The sequence below is a fragment of the Flavobacterium cupriresistens genome (genome assembly GCF_020911925.1).
Lineage (GTDB): Bacteria > Bacteroidota > Bacteroidia > Flavobacteriales > Flavobacteriaceae > Flavobacterium > Flavobacterium cupriresistens.
In genome coordinates this window covers 4,741,209-4,766,397 of record NZ_CP087134.1, presented here as the reverse complement: position 1 = coordinate 4,766,397, position 25,189 = coordinate 4,741,209, and the positions used below count along the sequence as shown (strand labels likewise).

The following is a 25,189-nucleotide window of genomic DNA, read 5'->3' as shown; positions in this document are numbered from 1 at the left end:
CTGAAGGAATGCATTATGAACCCGACAATTGTATTGTCGGGTTTTTTATGGAAAAAAAGTAAGGAAGTAATAATTGTAATTTATTTTCGAATAATTTTGTAATAGTATCAAGAAACAACGAAGTATGAAAGCGCTATCATTTATTAAATATACCTTTTTAACTATTGGCTTAGCTTTAATCGCCGCAGCTCTTTATTTCTACCAAAAGCAACATGCTTTTCAGGAAAAAGCACTTACAGCACAAGGCACAGTTATTGAATTACTCGAATCAACATCAGATAATAGTATCGTATATAAGCCACTCGTTTTATTTAAGACAAAGGAAGGTAAAGAAGTAAAATTCACCACTTCTTTTAGTACTAGTCCACCAAGTTATAGCATGGGAGAAAGTGTTGAAGTGTTATACGATTCAGCCGAACCCAATTCTGCTTCTATTAACGGATTTACATCTTTATGGCTTGGCCCTTTAATCTGCGGGGTTTTGGGAATAATTTTCTTTTTAATAGGTTTCTTTATTATTTTGTTTGATAAAGTAAAACAAAGAGAAATTCGATACCTGCGTGAAAATGGAAAACGTATTTCAACAAAATTTGCTCACGTGAAGTTTAATAACGGACTGGCCGTAAATGGTAGAAACCCTTTTTTGATTTATAGTCAGTGGCTTGATACAAATACAAATGAATTGTATGTGTTTAAAAGCGATAACATTTGGTTTGATCCTACCGATTTTATAGGAACCGAACCTATTAAGGTTATGATTGACCCAAAAAATCCAAAGAAATACTATATGGATATTTCTTTTTTGCCTGCGATGAAGAATTAACTTAAAGGACAAAGGGGATTGAACGTTTGAATATTTCTACTGCTTAATTTTCTTTTTAATAAAAATGGATAAAAATGCAATTTTAAATGGAATACAAAAAAAGAAAATCCTAAACTTATTCTTCAGTCTAGTTTTAACAATGCTTAAAAATTACAATCTATTCTTAGAAGTTATTCAATATTGATTAACTGTTTTTCATTGTTTATAATTGCAAAACATAGCTGCGGGTAATTGTTTTTATCTTATTATTAACAGTTTATTTTAGTGACCCTGTTTTAAAGGAATTATAACTTTAATTAATGAATATTGTTATGCTAGTCAAAGTAAAACAATATTAGTTCTTCGAGTGTAAGAGTTAACATGAATTCTAATATTTTGTTAAATTTCTAGTAAGGAAAAGAGTTTTGTGGCTTGTTTAGTAAAGGATTTTTGCTTGTTTACTACTGTTGGCTTTTTAAGATTTTATCTTCGCTTAGTGTTAATATTGCTGATTAATTATTGTTAATATGTGAAAATGTTTAGTATATCTTATTTATTTGTGTTTTAACAGAGCATATTGTTGATTGTTTTATGTCGTTTGTTTAAAGTTTGTGGCTGTTTGTATAAAATATTTTTTTTAACAATATTTTAAGAATAGTTTTACCTTAATAACTAACAAAATAAATAAACATGAAAAAAATTTTCTTAATCTTTATGATTGTTTTTACGGCGCAGGTTTCGCTTGCACAGGTAAAAAATGTTAAAGGTGTGATTACAGATTCTAATGGGGTGCCGTTACCAGGGGCATCTGTTGCTGTACAGGGAAGTCAAAAAGGTACTTCAACCGATTTTGACGGATTGTATGCAATTGAAGTACAGAAAGGGCAAACATTGGTTTTTACCTATGTTGGTCTGGAAACACAAAGTATTGTTGTAGGAGATGCCGCTACAATCAACGTAAAGCTGCTACAAAGTGCGTCAAATAATTTAAATGAAGTTGTTGTTACTTCATTAGGTCTTAAGAAATCAAAAAAATCTTTGACTTATTCAGCACAAGAGGTTAAAGGAGACGAGGTGACTCGTGTTAAAGATGCGAACTTAATGAACAGCTTGTCTGGTAAAGTTGCAGGTTTAATAGTAGGGAAAAGTTCAGCTGGAGCAGGTGGTGCAGTTAAAGTAACTATTCGTGGTAACTCATCAGCGACAAGTAATCAACCCTTATATGTTGTGGATGGAATTCCAATGTTAAATTCGAATTCTTCTCAGGCAAATCAGGTTTTTGGAGATACAGCCGGAGGTAACAGAGATGGTGGAGACGCAATCTCAATGATTAACCCGGATGATATTGAGTCTATGACAGTTCTTAAAGGAGCTTCTGCAGCTGCTTTATATGGTTCTCAAGGAGCTAATGGGGTCATTGTTATAACTACTAAAAAAGGTAAAGAAGGAAATGTAACAGCAAATTATAACACAAGTGTATTTGTGGATAACGTAGTTTCATTACCGGAATTTCAAAATAATTACGCTGCAAATCCATCATCTGATTTATCTTGGGGTCCTCAGAAAAAGTCTCCTGATCACGTTAAAGGTTTTTATGACACAGGTTTAACGATGATTAACTCTATCGGTGTGAATGGAGGGACAGATAAAATGTCAACTAGTCTTACTTATGCCAATACTAGAGTTGATGGTGTAATTCCGACCAATGAATTTAAGAAGAACAATATTGCACTTCGTCAGAGTATCAAAATGTTCGGAGATAAAGTCACTATTGATGGTGCGTTGTCTTATGCGGAACAAAAAATTGAAAATAAGCCTACAAATGGATTGTATTTCAATCCTTTAACAGGAGTGTATTTGTTTCCAAGAGGTAATGATTTTAAAGATTATGAAAGTAATTATGAGTATTTTGAGCCTTCCAGAAACTTAATGCTTCAAAGATGGCCATCTGCTACATCTGATATCATTCAGAACCCGGGCTGGATCTTAAACAGAAATGCTTCTATCGATACAAATACCTCGTTAATATCTTCTGTAGCGATAAATTATAAAGCGAATAGCTGGTTAAGTTTTAAAGCAAGAGGGGGGTATAATAAATTTAATAACACATTCGATAAAAGAATGTATGCGGGAACAAATCTAACGTTGGCTCCATCTACAGGTCGATATATTTATTCAGATAGTGAAAGCTCTCAGTTGTATGGTGATTTGATTGCGACTATTAATACAAAATTCAATGATGACTTTTCATTTAATGCTGTTATTGGTACAAGTATTACTAAATCAACAATTAATGAAGCTTTTACAAGTGATTCCGGACAAAAAGGCGGATTAGTTAATGCGAACTGGTTTAATACAGGAAATTTTGTATCTGCCGAAAGAAATGCACAAAATACGGGTAGTAAAAGAGAAGTGCAATCTGTTTTTGCAAGTGCAACTTTTGGTTATAAAGAGATGTTGTTTCTTGATGTTACAGGAAGAAACGATTGGTCATCTACTTTAGTAAATACTGATAATTTAGGATTCTTCTATCCTTCTGTAGGTATGTCGGCTATTTTAAGCCAGATGGTAACATTACCAAAGGCAATTAGTTATGCAAAAGTAAGAGCTTCTTATGCTCAGGTGGGTAATGATATTGGTGCTTTTTTAACATCACCGGTAAATACTTTTGTTGGTGGTATCGTTACATATCCAGTAACTGGCCCAAAACCGGGTACTTCTTTAAAACCGGAAATACAAAATTCGTTCGAATTTGGTACAGAGTTGAGATTTGTCAATAACAGAATTGGCTTTGATTTTACTTATTATAGAAACGAGACGAAAAATCAATTAATTACTGCTCCGGCTCCAATTCCAAATACTACAGGATATACAAACTATGCATTTAACGCAGGTAGTATAGAAAACAAAGGTTTCGAGATTAGTTTAACCGGTAAAGCAATAGTTACCGATAATTTCTCTTGGGATATTGGAGTGAATTATGCTTCAAATAAAAATACTGTTCTTAGCTTAGGTGCTGGTGCTAATGGAAATATTAATACTGTTATTTTAACTAATGGAGATCCGAATAGTTACAGATATGTTTTACAAGTTGGAAAGCCTTTTGGTGAAATTCAGGGAAAAAATATCGTAAGAAATGATAACGGTCAAATTGTACTGGATGATAAAGGAAACATTCAAAAAACTGACTTTGTAAATCTGGGAAGTTCAAATCCGGATTTTATGTTAGGTTTCTCTAACTCATTCAAATACAAAAAAGCATACCTAAATATACTTATTGATGGTAGATTTGGAGGGCACGTAATGAGTATGACTGAGGCTATGTTGGATTATTATGGAGTGTCTAAAGCGACCGGTGATGCAAGAGATGCTGGCGGAGTTAAGATAAATGCTGTAGATATTAATGGAAATGCAGTGACATCAATGGATCCTAAAAAGTATTATGATGTAGTTGGTAATAGAGCAGGTACTACTGGTGAATATATGTACAAGGCTACAAACATTAGACTGGGAGAAATTTCGTTAGGATATACTTTTGATTTCAGTAAGGAATCAATTTTCAAGACTGTGAATGCTTCTCTTGTTGGTAAAAATTTATTTTTCTTCTATAAAGATGCTCCGTTTGATCCAAACGTAACATTAAGTAGTGGTGAAGGTTTGCAAGGTGTTGATATTTTTGGAGCGCCTTCAACGAGAAGTGTAGGTGTTAATTTAAATTTAACTTTCTAATAGTATAATAAAAGGACAAAACCTTATTGGTTGTTGTAAGATGTTTTGTTTGTCAATAGAATATGAAATATTCGACAAACAATAAAACCCTGAGTGGGTGGCTTATAAGTCAATAAAAATGATTTCAATTAACAATAAAAATTCACAAATGAAAAATAAATTATTAGTATTTGGTTCAGCTTTAGCCCTTTTACTAGGTAGCTGTACAAGTAATTTTGAGGATATAAACACCAATGAATCCGGTTTTAGTAACAACGATTTAGAGCAAGACTTTAATCGTGTTAAAGCTCCAATCAGAGCAATGGAAAGAGGTATGTATATCTTAGTTGCAGATGACTGGCAAGGAGATATTCAATTCAACTTAAATGCAGATATCTTTTCAGGGTATATGGGAACACCAACTGCTTTTGAGGGGAATAGAAATAATTCAACCTATGTTCTTTTAGATGGTTGGAATGGTGCAGAATGGGTTCAGAAATATCAAAGAGAGATGGTTAATGCCTATAATTTGGAGCGATTAACAAAAGAAAAATACCCTCAGTTTTATGCTTGGTCTCTGATTTTAAAAGTATATGCTATGCATAAAACCACTGATTATTATGGGCCAATTGTGTATTCCGGTTTTGGAAATGCTGATGGATCAACTCCATATGACTCTCAACAAGCGGTTTATAATAAGTTTTTTGCAGAGTTGAAAACTGCAGTAGATATTCTGACTCCGATCGCAGCTGATAAAACGGCTACTTTTTTTCCTGATAAAAAAGATGCAACAGACGGAACTACAGGTGTTGGTAATGTACAAAAATGGGTAAAGTTTGCTAATTCTTTAAGGTTACGTCTAGCAATGCGTATTTCTAACGTAGATCCGGTAAAAGCAAAAATAGAAGGAGAAGCTGCTTTGGCTGGTATAGGAATTATTACTTCTAACGAAGATAATATGGCCTATAAAGCTGAACATCCTGTTTTGACTTATACAGGACCATGGACAGATATCAATGCAGGAGCTCCAATTGTGTCAATTATGAATGGTTATAACGACCCAAGAAGAGCAGTATTTTTTCATAAAACTAAGACAGGAACTTATCAAGGAATTAGACTGGGAAGTATAGTGGACTCTGATTACGAAACGGCAAAACAAGATCAATTTTCTCAAATTGGTGCAATTGTAGAAAATAATTTGATTCCATGGTTTAATGCTTCTGAATCTCACTTTCTGAAAGCCGAAGGAGCGTTGAAAGGCTGGAACATGGGTGGGGGAACTGCTCAATCGTTTTATGAGTCAGGAATTGCAACTTCTTTTGCACAATTAGGTGCAAGTGGTGCTGCTGATTATACAAATGATGATACTTCAATATCAACAGGTTTTACAGATCCGTTAAATGCAGCGAATAACATTGCAGCACAGAATCTGGTAACAATAAAATGGTCTGATGCCGTTTCTAACGAAGTGAAATTGCAGAAAATCATTACTCAAAAATGGATTGCAGGTTTCCCTGATGGTCAGGAGGCTTGGGCTGAAACCAGAAGAACAGGATATCCAAAACTATTTTTACCTACAAATAATTTTTCAGGTGGAAAAATTCCAGAAGGTACTTTTGTAAGAAGATTGAATTTCTTTGTAAATGAAAAAACTTCTAATCCAACCGGATATGCGCAGGGAGTTCAGCTTTTAGGAGGTGTAGATACCGGCGCAACAAGACTTTGGTGGGATACCGGAGTTAACAAATTCTAATAAACAAAAGATTTAAACAATATTTAAGTTTGGTTAGTAAATGGTATAAGTGACTAAAGTTGCTTATACCATTTCAAAAACCAAAAGGGTAATTACTATAAAAGATAAAGAAATGAAAAGTGCTTTAGAAATAAAACCTGATATCAGCTATAAAAGCGCAGGGAAATTTGAAGAGACAAGATTTGAAAAAATCCACAACGAAATCTTCAAAAATTCTACCGAAGCTTCCTTAATTGTAGCACAGGAAATCGCTCAATTAATCCGATCGAAACAAGAGAAAGGAAAATCTTGTGTTTTAGGTTTAGCGACAGGTTCTTCTCCTATAAAAGTATATGAGGAATTAGTAAGAATGCACAGAGAAGAGGGGCTAAGTTTTAGCAATGTAATCACTTTTAATCTGGATGAATATTATCCGATGACCAAAGAGAACAATCAGAGCTATCATCATTTTATGCATCAGCATCTTTTTAATCATATTGATATCAATCCTGATAATGTTAATATTCCAGACGGTACAATCGCTATTGATGAATTAAATCAATATTGTATCGATTATGAAATGAATATTAAAAATGCAGGAGGTCTTGATTTTCAATTATTAGGTATCGGTCGTACAGGTCACGTAGGTTTCAACGAACCGGGATCCCATATCAACTCCGGTACTCGTATTATTACACTGGATCACATTACAAGAGTAGATGCTTCGTCTGATTTTAATGGTATAGATAATGTTCCTAAAAGAGCTATTACCATGGGAGTTTCTACCATTATGAGATCTAAAAGAATTGTATTAATGGCTTGGGGTCAGAACAAAGCTGACATCATAAAAAGAACAGTTCAAGGAGATATTTCTTCAGAAGTTCCGGCAACCTTTTTACAAAATCACCCTAATGCGACTTTCGTATTAGACCAATCCGCAGCTTCAGAGCTGACACGTTTCAAAACACCTTGGTTAGTCGGAGAATGTATTTGGACACAAGAATTAAAAAGTAAAGCGATTGTTTGGTTGTGCCAAAAAACAAAACAATCCATTTTAAAATTAACAGACCGTGATTACAACAATAACGGTATGTCAGATCTTTTGGCGCAAGAAGGTTCTGCTTATGACTTGAACATCAACATGTTTAATGTTTTGCAGCATACCATTACAGGATGGCCAGGCGGAAAACCCAACACGGATGATTCGCATCGTCCCGAAAGAGCCGATCCTGCAAAAAAGCGAGTAATCCTTTTTAGTCCTCACCCCGATGACGATGTTATTTCAATGGGAGGGACTTTTTCAAAATTGATAAAACAAGGACATGATGTACATGTTGTATATCAAACCTCAGGAAATATTGCAGTAACAGATGATGAAGCTTTAAAATTTGCAGAAGTTGGCAGTGATTTTATCGGTGCCGGAGCAGCGGATATCAATTTTAAATCCGTAATTGAATTTTTGAACAATAAATCAGAAAATCAAATCGATTCATTAGAAGTTCGAAAATTAAAAGGGCTTATCAGAAGAAGAGAGTCTTATGCTGCCACAAGATACATCGGTTTAAAAGATGAAAACACGCATTTTTTAGATCTTCCTTTTTACGAAACAGGACAAGTTAAGAAAAACCCATTGGGACCTGATGATATTGCGATCGTAAAGGATATCATTGCCAAGATAAAACCACACCAGGTTTTTGCAGCAGGAGATCTAGCAGACCCGCACGGTACACACGAAGTTTGTCTGAATGCTATTTTCGCAGCATTAAAAGAATTAAAACCACAAGCTTACATGGATGACTGCTGGTTATGGTTGTACAGAGGAGCTTGGCACGAATGGGACATTCACGAAATTGACATGGCCGTTCCGTTGAGTCCATCAGAGGTATTATTAAAACGTCATGCGATTTTATACCATCAATCACAAAAAGACAGAGTTATGTTTCAAGGAAATGACTCTAGAGAATTTTGGGTTAGGGCAGAAGATCGCAACAAAAATACAGCTGTCCTTTATGACGATTTAGGTTTGGCTGAATATGAAGCAATTGAAGCTTTTAAACGTTTTGATTATTAGTGTTGTTTTTTTAAGATTCGGTTAGAGCGAATCAAATGACAAAATTCAGATTGATTTTATGACAAGTGTTAGTTTTCATTAAAGTCATTTTGGATTTTGTCTTTTTCTTTGAGGTTTAAAACAGTAACCTATGAAGAGTGTTATTTTTTAAGATTCTTTTTAATCCATTTGTCTACAAGGATTTTTTTCTCGACATATTCCAGATATTCCTTACTATGAAAAGAATCTAAGTAAACGGCGTAGAATTTTTTCCCGTCTTCAGAGACTTTAAAATTCTTAAAATCATCATAGTTCTCATTAGAGCTGTGGAGATAAGAACCACATAATTCAAAGGTTGCTATCTTATAAAAAGGGTCAAGTTCAGACGGTTTTCCAACAATTTCAAAATAGATTTCTGTGCCCTTACAATCAGAACCATTTATTTGAAGGATTTGCTTTTTTCTTTTTTCAAAAAAAGCGACTACCTGTTTTTCCTTTTCATTGTGCTCAAATTGATATGGGATAAATTGATGGTTTTCTATTTCAAAATCTTTAGGGTGATTTCGTTTCTCAGTTGGTTGTATTTCAACTCCATTTTTACCAACATATCCCCAAGTTCCACCAACTAATTGCGGATGCTCAGGGTCTTTTGTATAATCAAAATGACAGCCGTTGCAAAATTGAGCAAAGCCAAATTTTATTCGAGAAATCCAATCGTACTTGGCCGGAATAATTTTCTCGCCCTGATCACTGTATAAACCACTTTTTTTATTTTCAGTATACCGAATAAAACCTTCATTAATATCATCCGGGCCTTCAGAAGTTAAATAAACATCAAATAAAAAATCTCCTTTTCGATTGTAGTATTGATGAAAATTCAGGTTGAAAATCATAGTTTTTATTTCCTGTCCATTAAGATAAGAATCTGCAAAATGGGAAGGTTGCAAGGGAATAATAATCTTTCCGTTTTGATTTTTCACTCCTAATAAACTGTCCTTTTCGGTATAATAAAATAATTTTTCTGTTTGTGAGAAACTAAATAGACTGCTTATAATTAGAAGTGAAGTAAATAATTTTTTCATTTAAAAAAAGCTTATAATAGTGAGGATGTAAATAATGGAAAATCCTATTGTATTCAAAAGTACTAATAAAGTTTTTAGAATTTTAAGTACTTTTGAATTTGATTTATTTTATACAATTTCATGAAAAAACTACTTAGTATTGTTACTGCAATTTTTATTTCTATTTCTTGCTTCGCGCAGTCAAAATACGGAAATCCTGAAGTAGATCCTATTACCATTCAAAGCAAATTTTCGGATTGGTGGGCGTATCAAAATAAAAAAATAATGCTCTCCAGAGATTTTACACCACTTGATTCTCTTTCTAATGCAATGACAAAAGAAGCTTTTCTGGAAGAGCTTACAAAAGGAAATTTTATTCCGATACGTTTACTTTCAGAAGAAGCTATTTACAATTATAAGTTGTTTAAAATTAAACCGGATTCGGATACCAGTATAAAAGCGACAATCGTTCAGGAGGCTTTTGATGCGGACAAGAATTTAAAAATGGAAGGAACCGCGTTTCCAAAGTTTTCTTTTAAAGATTTAGACGGAAATATAGTTTCAAATGAGACAATGAAGGGTAAAATAGTTGTCATTAAATGCTGGTATATTCATTGTGCAGCCTGTATTAAAGAATTTCCACATGTCAATGCATTAGCTTCAAAGTATAAAGACCGAAAAGATATTGTTTTTGTGAGTCTGGCCGAAGATAATCCGCAGCAGTTAAAAGTATTTTTGGCTAAGAGACCTTTGTCGTATTCCGTGATTCCGAATATGAAAATTTATATGAATGAAACGTTACAATTAAATGCTTTTCCAACCCATTTTATTCTCGATAAAGAGGGTTTAATCAAAAAGGTAGTCTCAAATTATGAGAGTTTGGAAGTTGCTTTAGCGAAAGAGAGCAAAATGTGATTTTTTTTAAACCATATAAGTTATGTAAGGAAATATAAGTTTTGTTTAAATTTAGTTTGTAGTGGAAGTTTTGTGTCAAAATAAGAAGCATTGAAAAGATGAAAATTAGCGACTTGGCGCCTTTGCGAGAGATAGAATTTAGCAAGAAGTTAAACTATCCGGTTAGCTTAAATGGACTTCTATAACTTATATGGTTTAAAAATTTGCGCATGTAAGAAAATATAACTTTTGTTTAAATAAAGTTTGTAGTGGAAGTTTTGTGTTAAAATAAGAAGTATTGAAAAGATAGAAATTAGCGCCTTTGCGAGAGATAGAATTTAGCAAGAAGTTGAACGATACGGTTGGCTAAAATGGACTTCTATAACTTATATGGTTTAAAAAAATACATATCTAAACTTAGCCTCTTAGTTTCTTTGCAGCTCTGAACCTTTTTCCTTACTTTTGCACAAAATTAATTAAAAAGACATTCATGTTAACAGTCAATAATTTATCAGTTCAATTTGGCAAACGAATTTTGTTTGACGAAGTAAATACCACTTTCACGCACGGAAATATTTATGGAGTTATTGGAGCCAATGGTGCTGGGAAATCTACTTTTCTTAAAATCATTTCAGGTGATATCGATCCAACTTCTGGCCATATTCATTTAGAGCCGGGAAAACGTATGTCGGTTTTAAACCAGAATCACAACATGTTCGATGAGCATACTGTTTTGGAAACCGTTTTGATGGGGAATAAAGTGCTGTACGCTGTTAAGAAAGAAATGGATGAACTTTATTTAGACTACAACGATAAAAATGCAGACAGGATAGGGGAGCTTCAGGTTCAATTTGAAGAAATGAACGGTTGGAATGCCGATTCTGATGCAGCATCAATGTTGTCTAACTTAGGAATCAATGAAGAGCATCATTATACTTTAATGGGCGATCTTGAGGGGAAAATTAAAGTTCGTGTGCTTTTGGCGCAGGCTCTTTTTGGAAACCCGGATATGCTGATCATGGATGAGCCTACCAACGATTTGGATTTTGAAACCATCGCTTGGTTAGAAAACTTCTTAGCAAATTATGAAAATACTGTAATTGTAGTATCTCACGACCGTCACTTTTTAGATGCCGTTTGTACTCATATTTCTGATATTGATTTTGGAAAAATAAACCATTATTCAGGAAATTATACGTTCTGGTACGAGTCAAGCCAATTGGCTGCAAAACAACGTGCACAGCAAAACAAAAAAGCAGAAGAAAAGAAACAAGAATTAGAAGAATTTATTCGTCGTTTTAGCGCCAACGTAGCAAAATCTAAACAAGCTACATCTCGTAAAAAAATGATTAGTAAATTGAATATTTCAGAGATCAAACCTTCAAGCCGTCGTTACCCTGCTATTATTTTTGATCAGGATCGTGAAGCAGGAGATCAAATTTTGAATGTTGAAAATTTAAGCGCTTCTGTAGACGGAGAATTATTGTTTAAAGATGTGGACTTGAACATGGCAAAAGGCGATAAAATCGTTCTTTTCTCTAAAGATTCACGTGCAACTACAGCGTTCTATGAAATCTTAAACAATGAACAAAAAGCAGATTCCGGAACTTTTGATTGGGGAATTACAACCAACCAAGCGTATTTACCGGCTGAAAATCATTCGTTTTTTGAAAATGATTTAAGTTTAGTAGACTGGTTGCGTCAATATGCAAAAACAGAAGAAGAGCGTGATGAAGTATTTATTAGAGGATTCTTAGGGAAAATGATTTTTTCAGGAGAAGAAGCGTTAAAAACTAGTCGTGTATTATCAGGAGGAGAAAAAGTACGTTGTATGTTGTCTAGAATGATGATGGAACGTGCCAATATCTTAATGCTGGATGAGCCAACGAATCACTTGGATTTGGAGTCGATTACTGCTTTTAACAACTCATTGAAAAACTTTAAAGGTTCGGTGATTTTTACCACTCATGACCACGAGTTTGCACAAACAGTTGGTAACCGAGTAGTAGAGTTAACACCAAATGGCGTTATCGACCGTTACATGACTTTTGATGAATATTTGGATGATGAAAAAATTCAAGAACAAAGAAAGAAAATGTACAATTTGTAATTGAAAAGAGTTCGTCTTGAAAAAAGAAGGACTCTCTACTATAAAAAGATAAAACCTGTTCCGTTGTTGAACAGGTTTTTTTATGCTTATTTTCCACCAAGGAATTTACTGATTATAAAAACAACTAGGGCAATGATAAGAACAACTAGAAAAATACCAAAGCCCATTCCTGCTTTAAAAATATCTCCAATCACTTCGCAGCTTGTAAATGTCAATAGTATAACGAATACTAGTGTCAATTGTAGTGTTTTGTTTTTCATGATTTTACTATTTTAATTCTAAAAAAAAACAAGTATTATTCTAACATGAAGTTACTGACTGTTATGAAATTAGGTGTTACATAATTTTCCGAAATTGTTTTATTATTTAATTTCTATTATTTATGAAACTTAATTGAGAATAGTTAAAAATTAGATTTATAAATGCTTGATAATTGAGGATTTAGATTGTAGATTTTGATGAAATAAAATTATTTTTGAGAGATATACCTTTAATTAAATCCTTTATATCTTATGTCAGAAAACGCTTTTAGTTTAAAGTCACCTCGAATAGAAGTGATAGATGCCTTACGTGGTTTAGCCATCATGGCTATTATGTTACTTCATAATTTAGAACATTTTGATTTTTATCATTTACCTGAGTATCTGCCCGAATCTATAAAAAGATTAGATAAGGTGATTTGGGATACTTTATTTTTCCTTTTTGCGGGAAAATCATATGCTATTTTTTCTCTACTGTTTGGATTTAGCTTTTTTATTCAAAATGATAATCAGGCTAAAAAAGGAAATGATTTTAGAGTAAGGTTTGTTTGGAGACTTGCTATATTGTTTGTTTTTGGACTGGTAAATACCCTCTTTTTTTCTGGTGATATATTAATGATGTATGCGGTTTTAGGATTGATTTTGATTCCGGTTTGTAATCTGAAAACGAAATATGTATTGATTATAGCAATTTTTTTAATGACATTGCCTTTAGAATGGTACAATTTTTTTAATATTCTTTATAACCCTGATTATGTACTTCCTGCTAATAGGTCAAATGCCTATTATGGTGATATGTATGCGTATTTAAGAGACGGCTCGTTTATGGATCATGCAGTAGGCAATGTAACAATAGGCAGATGGGCTTCTGTGTTCTGGTCTTGGGAAAATGGAAGATTTTTTCAGGCTCCGGCACTATTCATGTTTGGAATGATAGTAGGAAGAAAGCAACTTTTTGTAGCCTCGCCGGCGAATAATGCGTTTTGGAAAAAAGCATTACTATATGCGTCAATATTATTTATTCCGATTTTTGGATTCAAAACTTTTTTGCCGGATGTTGTTGCTAATAAGGATTTAGTAAACAGCTTATTAATCATTTTTACTTCGTGGTCAAATGTTACTTTTATGGTGGTGTTGGTAAGCACATTTGTGTTGTTGTACCAAAAAGAAGCCGTAAATAAGGTTTTAACAAAATTGATTCCTTTTGGAAAAATGAGTTTGACTTGTTATTTTACACAATCTATTTTAGGCTCTTTTATATACTATCGTTTTGGTTTAGGGCTTTACCAATATACCGGAGCAACATTCGGATTGTTGATTGGTATTGTTTTGTTTTTATTACAATTGAGTTTTTGTACGTGGTGGCTTAAAACACACCGACAAGGACCATTGGAGTCGCTTTGGCACAAACTTACATGGTTTTCTTTTGCAAAAGAAAAGAAGCCAGTTTCAACATAATTGTGCTGGTATTGACTGGAATAGATTTCGGTAATTTTAATAGTTAACTTTACAATAAAGAGAAGTAAAGATAAAAGAAGGGTAATGTTGTCTTAAAAGTATTTGCATTTTGGTAGAATACTTTTGTGTCGTCTAAACAACGAAAAACAACTTATGAAAAAACTTTACTATCTACTACTATTTTTAGGAATAAGTTTAGCTTCACGCGCACAAACGCTATTTCCTTATTTGCAAAATGCAACACCGACCTCTATTTACGTTAACTGGAAAACCAACAGTAATCCCGAATCTATTGTAGAGTACGGAACGGCTGCAACCAGCCTTAATGTAACTGTTACGGGTAATACGAATGTCTTTACAGATTCAGGTTATCCGGGGAATTATTTTTATCACAGTGCGAAGCTGATGAATCTTTCGCCTAATACTAAATATTATTACAGAATAAAAACCGGAGCTGAAGTGTCTTCGGTTTATTCTTTTAAAACGCTGCCTAATCCGGGGCAAGCTGCTACAAAAGATGGTCATATTCGCTTTTTGATTATGGGGGATAATCAATTGAAAGCAGTACCTCGTTATGATTCTTTAGTGTCGGCTGCCAAAAGAAAAATCAGACAGAAATGGGGAGCAACCCTATCTCCGGACGATAATATTGCAATGACATTTATGGTGGGCGATCAGGTCGATGTAGGTACTTTGGATCATTATGAGAATGTACATTTTAAAAAGAACAGAGGTTTATCGGGTAATATTCCTATTCAGACAACAGTAGGAAACCATGAGACTTACGGAACACTTGGAATGAATTCGTATTATGATCATTTTTATATTAGTGAACTTTCTTATAAAGGAATTTCATCAGGAACAGAGAATTATTATGCACAACAAGCAGGTAATGTTTTGTTTATTAGTTTAAGTTCAGAACATACAGGAGCTGAGCAGTTAGCGTGGTTACAAAAGGTTGTGGCAGCAGCCAATACGGATACTACGGTAGAGTGGATTTTTTCTTTGAGCCACAGACCGTATCAGGCAGAGCAATACGTGGGTGATATTTCTACTTGGGTTCGTAATACCGCAGTTCCTTTGTTGGTGACTTCACCGAAATATTCGATGCATATTGGAGCGCATCACCATCTTTACCATAGAGGACAATTAAAGAATACACCGACCTATAATATCATTTCGGGAGGTACAGCATGGGATCAATATTGGGGATCTTCGACTGAACAGGATTTTGATGATGTCCAAAAAACAATCTGTAATTGGATTTACCAAATTGTTGACATCGATGTGGCAAATGGTAAAATGGACATCGAAAGTTATTCTATCGGAAGCGTTGATAAATGGAAAAATAACCAATTAATGGATGAGTTCCACAGATATAAAAACAAAGCAGCTCCCGTAAAACCATCGATCACGAATACCTTTACAGGAAATGTGACATTGCCATTAGCGATATCCGGTTCAGCCTATAGTACCACAACGAATGAGTTATTGAATACCAGTCAGTTTTTAATTTCACAAACACCGACATTTGATATCGTTAAGAAAGAAGTATACCGTGACTTCGAAAATTTGTACGGGAAATATGGTACTAAAAAAGACTCTACGGTTAATATAAATCTGGGTGTAGATATTACCAAAATGAATTTGGCTTCTAATTCACTTCCAAATGGAAAGTATTATGTGAAATTAAGATACAGAGACCGCAATCTGGAATGGTCTCCCTGGAGTGATGTACAGACCTTTACGGTTACAGGAAGTACTACTATAAATACAGAGATAATCACTGATGCTTTAACTTATTTACAAAATGCCCCTATCAAGGTTAATTTTACAGACGCTCCGGCGAGTACATCAACTTGGGTAGGATTATACAAAGAGGGGCAGACACCGGGAGCAATAACGCCTTCGTTGAGCTGGCAGTATACCGACGGGAATCCAAGTGGGTTTATTAATTTTCCAAAAGGATTAGCGAATAAAGGACGTTATTATGCTGTTATATTTTCCAATGGCGGTTACACAGAAATTGCTCCACGTAAATATTTTTATGTTGGACTAGTTCCGGTCTTAACTACCGATAAGACCGAATATTCTGTTGGGACTCCTGTAGTTGTGAATTACAGCAATGGACCGGAATTAGCGAAAGATTGGATTGGAATATACAAAATGGGAGTTAATCCGGGATCAGGTGTTGCCGCTTCAAGCTGGCAATATGTTACAACTGCTACAGGCGCTAAATCATTTACTAATTTGCCAAAAGGATATTATTATGCCGAGTATTATTTGCAAGATGGTTTTAACGCTATTGGCAATAAAGTGTACTTTAAAATTGGAGCTGTTGTTACCGAATTATGGATCAACAAACCCGTGTATGATCTTGGCGAACAAATCACCGCTTCCTGGACAGACGCTCCGGGAATTGTAAAAGACTGGTTAGGAATTTATCATGACGGAGATAATCCAAACAGTAAACCATTGGTGAGTTATACTTATTTTGAAGGGCTTTCTCAAGGAACTAAAAACATTGTAGCTCCTGAATTGCCTACAGAAAAAGGAAAGTACTTTTTGGTTATGTTTACAAATGATTCTTATAACGAAGTATCAAACCGAGTTTCTTTTGAAGTAATCGAAACGAAATTAGGTAACGATAAATTTAAAATTGATAATGGTTTAAAAGTATATCCAAATCCTACGGGTAGTAATGGAGAAACATTTATCCAATCAGAATATCCTATTGATGAAATTGAAATTTACAATATGGAAGGAAAATTATTGTACGCTACAAAAAATGTAAACAACAATCAATTTTCTTTAATAAATCAGGATTTGCCAAAAGGAGTTTACATCCTAAAAATACATTCCCGTAAATTGTTTACTGCTAAGTTGGTAGTGAATTAATTAGGGTTTACATAAAGATTTTTAAGTTTAAGAGCCTCTGCGATTGCAGGGGCTTTTTTTGCTTGAAATGCGAAATCAAAGACATGATTTAAATAGAATGATAAGTGATCTTTTATTTTTCAAATAATCAAAACAACAGATTCATAAAATTATTGTACTTTTGCCCAACCAAACATTACACTTTACTATGAGCCAAAAAGTATTACTTAATTCAAAAGAAGTTACTATCATACTCCATCGTTTGGCTTGTCAGTTGATTGAAAAACACTTAGACTTTTCGGATACTATTTTGGTTGGAATACAACCAAGAGGTGTTTTCTTAGCAGAACGTCTGAAACAATTATTAGAGAACGAGTATAAAACGCCCGAGATTCCTTTGGGATATTTAGACATCACTTTCTTTAGAGACGACTTTCGCAGAACTGATAAACCGCTTGAAGCCAATAAAACTCAAATCAATTTTATCGTCGAAAACAAAAAAGTCATTTTTATAGATGATGTTTTGTTTACCGGACGTAGTATACGTGCGGCTTTAACTGCCATTCAGTCTTTTGGTAGACCGTCAGAAATTGAATTGTTAGTGTTAATCGACAGGCGTTTTAGCCGAAATTTACCTATTCAGCCTGATTATCGAGGCCGTCAGGTAGATGCCATTAATGGTGAAAAAGTAAAAGTAAGCTGGAAAGAAAATGAGGGAGAAGATGTTGTTCATTTAATAACGAGCTAGTTTATTCTTCATTATAAAAAGTACAATTAAAAAAATATAATCGAAACAAAATGAAAGAATTAAGCGTAAATCATTTATTAGGAATTAAATATATCAATGAGAATGATATTAACCTAATCTTTGAAACTGCCGATCATTTTAAAGAAGTCATCAACCGACCAATTAAAAAAGTTCCTTCGTTACGAGATATTACCATTGCCAACATCTTTTTTGAAAACAGTACCAGAACCAAACTTTCTTTTGAGTTAGCTCAAAAACGATTATCAGCCGATGTCATTAGTTTTTCTGCAGCCCAGTCTTCTGTAAAAAAAGGAGAGACGCTGATTGATACTGTAAATAATATCCTTTCGATGAAAGTGGATATGGTCGTAATGCGCCACTCCAATCCCGGAGCGGCTTATTTTTTGTCTAAAAATGTCAAAGCAAGTATTGTGAACGCCGGAGACGGGGCACACGAACACCCGACTCAGGCTTTGTTGGACAGTTATTCAATCAGAGAAAAATTAGGAGATGTTGCCGGTAAAAAAGTAGTTATTGTTGGTGATGTTTTACACTCCAGAGTGGCATTATCGAATATATATGCTTTGCAAATGCAAGGTGCTGAGGTAAAAGTTTGCGGACCCAAAACACTTATTCCGAGATATATCGAATCGCTTGGGGTGACAGTCGAACCCAATTTGAGAAAAGCACTAGAATGGTGTGATGTGGCCAATATGCTACGGGTACAAAACGAACGTATGGATGTTAACTTTTTCCCTTCTACAAGAGAATATGCACAGCAATACGGAGTTGACAAGCCGTTACTGGATTCGCTAAGCAAAGAAATTGTTATTATGCACCCGGGTCCAATAAACAGGGGAGTAGAGATTACCAGTGAAGTAGCAGATTCGAATCAATCTGTGATTTTAAATCAGGTGGAGAATGGGGTTGCAATCAGAATGGCTGTAATTTATCTTTTAGCGTCTAAGCTTTAAGCTTTAGTTTACGGTCTCAGCGGGCAGTTACAGTTCACATTTTACAATTCACAAAACTCTAAAAAATCTTCGTACCTTAGCAGTCAGGATTATTATTTTATTATACAAGCCTCTATAAATTATAAAATGAAAGTAGATCAAAAAGGACATACCGTTACAATTAAAGATACTCAGGGAGATTTTAATTCTTTCCTGGAAAAAGTAACGCAACAATTTAAAACCTTTGAAAAACAAAATATTATAATAGATTTATCCGCAGATACCGAACTTTCTGAAAAAGATGTAAAGCTGTTTTTACCACTTTCGAAACAGCAAAAAAAGGCGAAAAAATCATTTGTAATTGTAGTTTCTGATCTTGACTTTAATGCTATTTCAGATAAGTTAATTGTGGTTCCTTCTTTATTGGAAGCACATGATATTATCGAAATGGAAGAAATTGAAAGAGACTTGGGATTTTAGATTTTTGAGTTCAGATTTTAGATTTAAATCGGAGAGAACACTATTTTTTATAAAGCATTTATTTCGTTAAGTTTAAAATAAAAAACTTAGCGACTCTGCGTCTTTGCGAGAAATAATGCCCATCCAAAGATCAAAAAAAAACTTACCAACTAATGGTAAAATAAACCTCGAAATCTGTTAATTCTAATAATGGAAAGGGTCTACACAAATTACTCCACAACTTTTGGCTTGATCCTTTAGCAACAGTTTAGAATGTTATTTTCAAAATAAAAATGATTTGGTAGTTTAGAGTTCGGTTTTTAGATTTAATTTTGAATAAATTATGATTGAGTATTGCCTTAATGGACAATCTAAAATCTAAAATCAACAATCTGCAATCTAAATGAAACTAACCATACTCGGCTGTTATGCAGCCACTCCAAGAACAATTACGAACCCTACTTCACAGGTTTTAGAAATCAAAAACAGAATGTTTTTAATTGATTGTGGAGAGGGAACTCAGGTTCAGCTGCGCAAGAATAAAATCAAATTCTCGAAAATCAACCACATTTTTATTTCGCATTTACATGGGGATCACTTTTTTGGATTAATTGGTACTATTTCGACTTTTGCGCTTTTAGGACGTACTACAGATTTACACATCTACGGACCAAAAGGAATCAAAGAAATTATCACTTTGCAATTAAGACTTTCAAATTCGTGGACCACCTATGAATTGTTTTTTCATGAGCTGGAGTCAAAGGAAAGTGAAATTATTTTTGAAGATCAAAAGGTTATTGTAAAAACAATTCCGTTAAAACACCGTGTTTATACCAACGGATTTTTATTTCAGGAGAAACCGGGAGACAGAAAACTGAACGTCGATGCTGTTCAAAATTATAATATAGATACCTGTTACTATCAGAAAATAAAAGGTGGTGGAAATGTTACACTTGAGGATGGGACTATTATTGAGAACGAAAAGTTATCATTTGATCCGATTCCGCCAATGAGTTATGCGTTCTGTTCAGACACCGGTTATCATGAGGCAGTAATCCCACTAATTGAAAATGTAGATGTTTTATACCATGAGTCCACTTTTTTGGATTCTGAAGAAAGCTTGGCGGGAAAAACGCTTCATTGTACTGCCAAAGAGGCAGCGACAATTGCTTTAAAAGCCAATGTCAAACAGTTGGTTTTGGGGCATTATTCTACGCGTTATGGCGATATTACAGTTTTTAAAGAAGAAGCCGAAACAATTTTTCCCAATGTACTTCTTGCTGATGATGGAAGAAGTTTTGAATTTTAAAGGAAGTTATGAGTTACGGGGGAGGTGTGCTCTATTTTGGATTATTCATCCCTAATTCAGCAATCTAAAATCTACAATATACAATCTAAAATCAAAAAATATGAATGATTTAAGTAATTATAGAAAATCTTACGAAAAAAGCGAATTGCTTGAAAACACGATCCCCGAAGATCCGATTAATCTTTTTAACCTATGGTTTCATGAGGTAGAAGATTTTGGAGCAAATGGGGAGGTTAATGCCATGACCGTTTCTACAATTGGTTTAGATGGTTTTCCGAAATCGAGAGTTGTTTTACTGAAAAAATTTTCTGAGGAAGGTTTTATCTTTTATACGAATTATAATTCTGAGAAAGGAAAGGCCATCGCAGAGAATCCAAACGTTTGTTTGTCGTTTTTCTGGCAGGAGATGGAGAGACAGGTAATCATAAAAGGAATTGCGCAAAAGACGTCTGAAAACATTTCTGACGGTTATTTTGATTCCCGACCAGACGGAAGTAAATTGGGCGCGATTGTTTCGAATCAAAGTGAAGTAATTCCGTCAAGAGTATTTTTGGAAGAAAACCTCAAAAAACTGGAAAAAGAATTTGAGGGAAAACCAATTCCAAGACCTGAAAATTGGGGAGGTTTTTTAGTGACTCCTTTGGAAGTAGAATTTTGGCAAGGAAGACCCAATAGGTTGCACGACAGAATTAGATACAAAATTCAGTCGGATTTCTCATGGAAAATAGAAAGACTGTCATCTTAATGTGAGAAAATTACCTTAAATTGGAATTTTATTACGTATTTCATCGAGTATTTTTGCTTTTTAGCGATATTTTGAATATGTTTGATCTATAAAGTGATAACTATTTTATTAAAATAATTTTAAAGGATTTGCCCCAACATCTACTTTAAGACGCTAAAATGCTAATGACTATGAAAAAGATTTTCTACGGCATGATGTTCGTTGTGATTTTGATCACAATGAGCTCATGTTCTGCTGATACCGCAGACGGGAAAGCAGATGATGCTACTACAGCTGAAGCCTTAACTTCAAACTACACCTACAATCCTTCCGAGTTGGAATTGATACAGCGTATAAATGACTATCGTGTAAGTGTTGGTTTAAATGCATTAGAAAGAATCAATTTTATTTCTAATAAATGTGAACAGCATAACGAGTATATGATTGCAAACAATGTTGCGGATCATAACGATTTTATGTCGAGATCGGAAAGTATTATGAAAGCTTTGTCAGCAAAAAAGGTCGGTGAGAATGTGGCCCGTAATTATAAAACTTCTGAAGCCGCTCTAAAAGCGTGGTTAGACAGTCCGGGACATAAGAAAAATATAGAAGGTGATTTTACTCACTTTGGGATTTCTGTTTCGACAGATTCCGCTACAGGTTATAAATATTACACGAATATATTCGCGAAGATATAAAATGTATTGAATTGGATTAGTTAGTCGTTGTAGCTCTAAGTTGCAGCGGCTTTTTTTGTTAAAAATGACTTTGGTTTACGTAGATTTAAGCTCATTTTTGTCCTTTCTAAGAAGGAGAAATCACACACGCTGAGTAGACACTACATGGAATATTGGATGTGATTTCTCCTTCTTAGAAAGGACACACGAAACTCGCAAACGATTAAATGCATTTTATTCTTTTTTTGATAGAATAAGATTACGGCTATAGTCTCACGCAGATTACGGCTCATTTTTGTCCTTTCGACGAAGGAGAAATCACACACTCTGAGCACACAATACATGGAATATTGGGTGTAATTCTCTAGCCCAAAAGACAGGAAAAAGAATAAAAGACTGGTTCTTAAACAGAAAAAGCTGTCTAAACGAATAGACAGCTTTTAGAAACGTGATCATCTTATTGTAATTCAAATTACAATGCCGTAATAATAAACTCACTTCGTCTGTTTTGTTGGTGTTCTTCTTCTGTACAAGGAACTCCATCAGCACATTTGTTTACGAGTTCTGTTTCTCCATATCCTCTTCCGGTTAATCGGTTTGGTGCAATGCCATTTTTAATTAACCAGCTAATAGTAGATTTAGCTCTGTTGTTTGACAAAACTTCATTGTATTTAAAAGTGGCACGACTATCGGTATGAGAACGAATATCTATTTTCATTGTTGGGTAATCATTTAATGTAGCCAATATTTTTTCTAAATCCAAAGCAGCTTCGGGACGGATGTTATATTTGTCCAAGTCAAAATAGATCATTTTTATACCAAAACATTTTCCTAAATCATCTCCCACAGTTACTTTACAGGTAGATTTTTCAAGAGCAATAGATAAGGTCGTTTTTCCGGTTGTTTTTTCGATAGTAATGCTTACTTCTCTAGTGGTATAGTCGGTTTTTTCGGCTCTTACATTATAAGTTTTACCACATTCGACAGGAAAACTATAAGATCCCTTATCATCTGCAATTGTTGTACCTTCTGCTTCCATTTGATTGTTAAACAAAGTTACTTTTGCTCCGGGTAAAATGGCTCCTGTTTCAGCATCAGTAATAAGTCCGCTTAGTTCTTGGATGCATCTTAGCCTTTTGGTTTCCAAAAATTTATAAATATCATCAGAACCTTGTCCGCCGTCTTTATTGGAGCTAAAATACCCTTTTCTCGAAACAGGATCAATTACGTAAGCAAAGTCATCTTTTGGAGAATTAACATCATTTCCGAGGTTTTGAATGTTACGGATAGTTCCGTCTTTTGCAATTTCACCCACAAAAACATCCAGACCACCAAGTCCGGGATGCCCGTCAGAGGCAAAATAGATTTCATTCTCATTGGTCACATACGGGAAAGTTTCTTTACCCTCGGTATTGATACTGTTACCTAAGTTTTCAGGCGTTCCGAAATCACCGTTACTGTTTATGGCTACTTTGAAAATATCAGACTGTCCCAATGTTCCGGGCATATCAGAAGCAAAGTATAATGTTTTTTCGTCCGGACTCAGAGCAGGATGAGCAGTACTGTAATTGTCACTGTCAAAAGATAATGGTGTTACATTGGCCCATTTACCATTTTCGAGAGTCGCTTTGTATATTTTTATTAAAGTAGTTTTATTGACATCTTTTCCTTTTTTTCCTGTTAGATAATTGTTTCTTGTGAAATAAATGGTTTTACCATCTTTGGTAAAGACCGGCGAAGATTCATGAAATTTTGTGTTTAACGCATTTTTTATCTTTGATACTTTAACAGAATCCACATCGGCCATGTAGATGTTGGTAAAATATTCATTTGTCCATTTGTGTTTGCGTTGTGAAAAATTTCCGGTGTCTCTAGCCGAAGCAAAATAGACTTTATTGTCGTGTACAAAAGTTCCATAGTCTGAATACTTTGAATTAATACCTGCATTTTCAATGGTATAACGACCGGAGTTTTCTTTAATCTGATCCAGATAGTTTAAATTTCCGGCATAAAGTTTACCTCTGCTGTCATTTTTGAATTTTGAATCAAATTCATCCAAAATTTTGTTTGCTTTATCTATTTGTCCGGTTGACTTTAAAGATTGAGCATATCTGTAATAATACTCCGATTCTACATTGGTATTCATGGCAAATAATTCGCCGTACCATTTTGCCGCACCTTCAAATTCAGAGTTAAAATAATAGGAATTACCTAGTTTTTTGAACATATCTTCAGACTTGTATCCTTTTTCGGCCACACGTTCATAAGTCTTTATGGCATCGATATAGGCATAATGATCGTATTTTTTATCGCCGGAATTTACTTTCGACTGCTGAGAATAACTGTCAAATGAAAAAACAATAATAATTGTCAGACAAAGTAGGATATAATTTTTCATGATTATCATTTTTAGAAGAAACGAGGAGTTGTCATTTTACCTTTATTGGAGAAGAATTCATATCGTAAGAATATTTCATGCGATCCTGAATTGTAGTTGTTTAGTCTCGTAGTTTCACGATCGTAACCATATCCAATATATAAACCATCTGTGACTTGAAATCCGACCATCGCACTGAGTGAAGCGCTCCATCTGTAGGCTAAACCGGCAACAAATTTATCGTTGAACATAAAATTGGCAGAAACATCTACTTGTAAAGGAGCACCTTGTACCATTTTAACCAGTGCAGCCGGTTTGAATTTGATGTATTGGTAATGATCTAAATTAAAAACGTAACCGGTCATGAAATAATAATTGATTTTATCTTTGTAGATCGCGATATCATTGTCATCATAACGATTGGTTTCAATAAAGTTTGGTACCGATAGTCCAACATAAGCTCTATCAGAATGCCAGTAAACCCCGGCTCCGATATTAGGAGAGAATTTACTGCTGAAATCTTGAAATTGTGGATCTCCCTGATCAGCCGGGTTCAATTTATTAATATCTAAATTAAATAAATTCGCAGACCCCTTGATTCCAAACGAAATTTTGGATTCGGCAGAGACCTGAATGCTATACGAGAGATCTGCAGAAAGCGTGTTTTCATTGGTAGGTCCGATTTTGTCGCTGACCAATGAAACTCCAACTCCCAGATTGCTATTGTTTATAGGTGTATTTACCGAAAGAGTACCCGTCTCAGGTGCGCCGTCAAGTCCCACCCATTGTGTACGATATAAACCGAAAACACTTAATACTCCTCGGGATCCCGCATAAGCCGGATTGATGTTTATGGTGTTATACATGTATTGCGTATACTGTGCATCTTGTTGTGCATGACTGGCAATTGCAGTAAACATTATGACGAATAAAATTAATTTTGTTCTCATAGCAGTTATTTATTATACCAATTGTTTTTATCAATGTTTG

18 protein-coding genes are annotated in these 25,189 nt (G+C 34.4%); 14 read left to right on the top strand and 4 right to left on the bottom strand.

All coding sequences use genetic code 11. The features are described 5' to 3' along the window. Positions 1-124: 124 nt before the first annotated feature. From LNP23_RS19045 to nagB, 4 genes are all read left to right on the top strand, one after another. Positions 125-823 (top strand): DUF3592 domain-containing protein, encoded by a 699-nt coding sequence (locus LNP23_RS19045; RefSeq protein WP_230002431.1) that lies wholly within the window; start codon positions 125-127, stop codon positions 821-823. A gap of 669 nt (positions 824-1,492) precedes the next feature. Next, positions 1,493-4,531: a SusC/RagA family TonB-linked outer membrane protein gene (locus LNP23_RS19040; protein WP_230002430.1), complete on the top strand. Its 3,039-nt coding sequence runs from the start codon at positions 1,493-1,495 to the stop codon at positions 4,529-4,531. Positions 4,532-4,679: 148 nt separating this feature from the next. Continuing rightward, a complete protein-coding gene (locus LNP23_RS19035; protein ID WP_230002429.1) occupies positions 4,680-6,263 on the top strand; it encodes a RagB/SusD family nutrient uptake outer membrane protein in 1,584 nt (527 codons plus the stop codon). Positions 6,264-6,375: 112 nt separating this feature from the next. Further along, entirely contained in the window at positions 6,376-8,313 is a 1,938-nt protein-coding gene (gene nagB, locus LNP23_RS19030) for a glucosamine-6-phosphate deaminase (RefSeq protein WP_230002428.1), read from the top strand. Between the two features lie 140 nt (positions 8,314-8,453). Here the strand turns inward: nagB and LNP23_RS19025 are convergent, their stop codons facing one another. Next, complete coding sequence (locus LNP23_RS19025) at positions 8,454-9,374, bottom strand: hypothetical protein (protein ID WP_230002427.1); 921 nt, start codon at positions 9,372-9,374, stop codon at positions 8,454-8,456. 120 nt (positions 9,375-9,494) lie between these two features. Here LNP23_RS19025 and LNP23_RS19020 point away from each other — a divergent pair, with 120 nt between their 5' ends. Together LNP23_RS19020 and LNP23_RS19015 are read left to right on the top strand one after the other, a co-directional pair. Beyond that, entirely contained in the window at positions 9,495-10,268 is a 774-nt protein-coding gene (locus LNP23_RS19020) for a TlpA disulfide reductase family protein (protein ID WP_230002426.1), read from the top strand. A 469-nt stretch (positions 10,269-10,737) separates the two neighbouring features. Then, entirely contained in the window at positions 10,738-12,357 is a 1,620-nt protein-coding gene (locus tag LNP23_RS19015) for an ABC-F family ATP-binding cassette domain-containing protein (RefSeq protein ID WP_047773313.1), read from the top strand. 86 nt (positions 12,358-12,443) lie between these two features. Here LNP23_RS19015 and LNP23_RS19010 read toward each other — a convergent pair whose 3' ends face one another. After that, positions 12,444-12,617, bottom strand: a complete 174-nt coding sequence (locus LNP23_RS19010) for a hypothetical protein (protein WP_165579342.1) — start codon at positions 12,615-12,617, stop codon at positions 12,444-12,446. 252 nt (positions 12,618-12,869) lie between these two features. Between LNP23_RS19010 and LNP23_RS19005 the strand changes: the two genes are divergently transcribed. From LNP23_RS19005 to LNP23_RS18970, 8 genes are all read left to right on the top strand, one after another. Continuing rightward, positions 12,870-14,075, top strand: coding sequence for a DUF418 domain-containing protein (locus tag LNP23_RS19005; RefSeq protein ID WP_230002425.1), 1,206 nt, complete (start codon positions 12,870-12,872; stop codon positions 14,073-14,075). Between the two features lie 153 nt (positions 14,076-14,228). Beyond that, complete coding sequence (locus LNP23_RS19000) at positions 14,229-16,973, top strand: fibronectin type III domain-containing protein (protein WP_230002424.1); 2,745 nt, start codon at positions 14,229-14,231, stop codon at positions 16,971-16,973. Positions 16,974-17,160: 187 nt separating this feature from the next. Beyond that, positions 17,161-17,700, top strand: a complete 540-nt coding sequence (gene pyrR, locus LNP23_RS18995) for a bifunctional pyr operon transcriptional regulator/uracil phosphoribosyltransferase PyrR (protein ID WP_047773308.1) — start codon at positions 17,161-17,163, stop codon at positions 17,698-17,700. 50 nt (positions 17,701-17,750) lie between these two features. Further along, on the top strand, positions 17,751-18,674 hold the full coding sequence (locus tag LNP23_RS18990) for an aspartate carbamoyltransferase catalytic subunit (protein WP_230002423.1): 924 nt from the start codon (positions 17,751-17,753) through the stop codon (positions 18,672-18,674). Positions 18,675-18,800: 126 nt separating this feature from the next. Then, a complete protein-coding gene (locus LNP23_RS18985; RefSeq protein ID WP_047773303.1) occupies positions 18,801-19,133 on the top strand; it encodes a hypothetical protein in 333 nt (110 codons plus the stop codon). Between the two features lie 382 nt (positions 19,134-19,515). After that, complete coding sequence (locus LNP23_RS18980; protein ID WP_230002422.1) at positions 19,516-20,421, top strand: ribonuclease Z; 906 nt, start codon at positions 19,516-19,518, stop codon at positions 20,419-20,421. A gap of 100 nt (positions 20,422-20,521) precedes the next feature. Then, the gene (pdxH, locus tag LNP23_RS18975; RefSeq protein ID WP_230002421.1) at positions 20,522-21,166 is read left to right on the top strand and encodes a pyridoxamine 5'-phosphate oxidase; all 645 of its coding nucleotides are present in this window, start codon (positions 20,522-20,524) and stop codon (positions 21,164-21,166) included. 170 nt (positions 21,167-21,336) lie between these two features. Further along, the gene (locus LNP23_RS18970; RefSeq protein ID WP_230002420.1) at positions 21,337-21,843 is read left to right on the top strand and encodes a CAP domain-containing protein; all 507 of its coding nucleotides are present in this window, start codon (positions 21,337-21,339) and stop codon (positions 21,841-21,843) included. Between the two features lie 451 nt (positions 21,844-22,294). On the opposite strand, the gene LNP23_RS18965 is transcribed toward LNP23_RS18970, so the two are convergent. Together LNP23_RS18965 and LNP23_RS18960 are read right to left on the bottom strand one after the other, a co-directional pair. Further along, the gene (locus LNP23_RS18965; protein WP_230002419.1) at positions 22,295-24,220 is read right to left on the bottom strand and encodes an OmpA family protein; all 1,926 of its coding nucleotides are present in this window, start codon (positions 24,218-24,220) and stop codon (positions 22,295-22,297) included. Positions 24,221-24,231: 11 nt separating this feature from the next. Next, positions 24,232-25,149 carry a PorP/SprF family type IX secretion system membrane protein gene (locus LNP23_RS18960; RefSeq protein WP_230002418.1) on the bottom strand — a complete coding sequence of 306 codons (918 nt, stop codon included), beginning with the start codon at positions 25,147-25,149 and terminating at the stop codon, positions 24,232-24,234. Between the last annotated feature and the right edge of the window lie 40 nt (positions 25,150-25,189).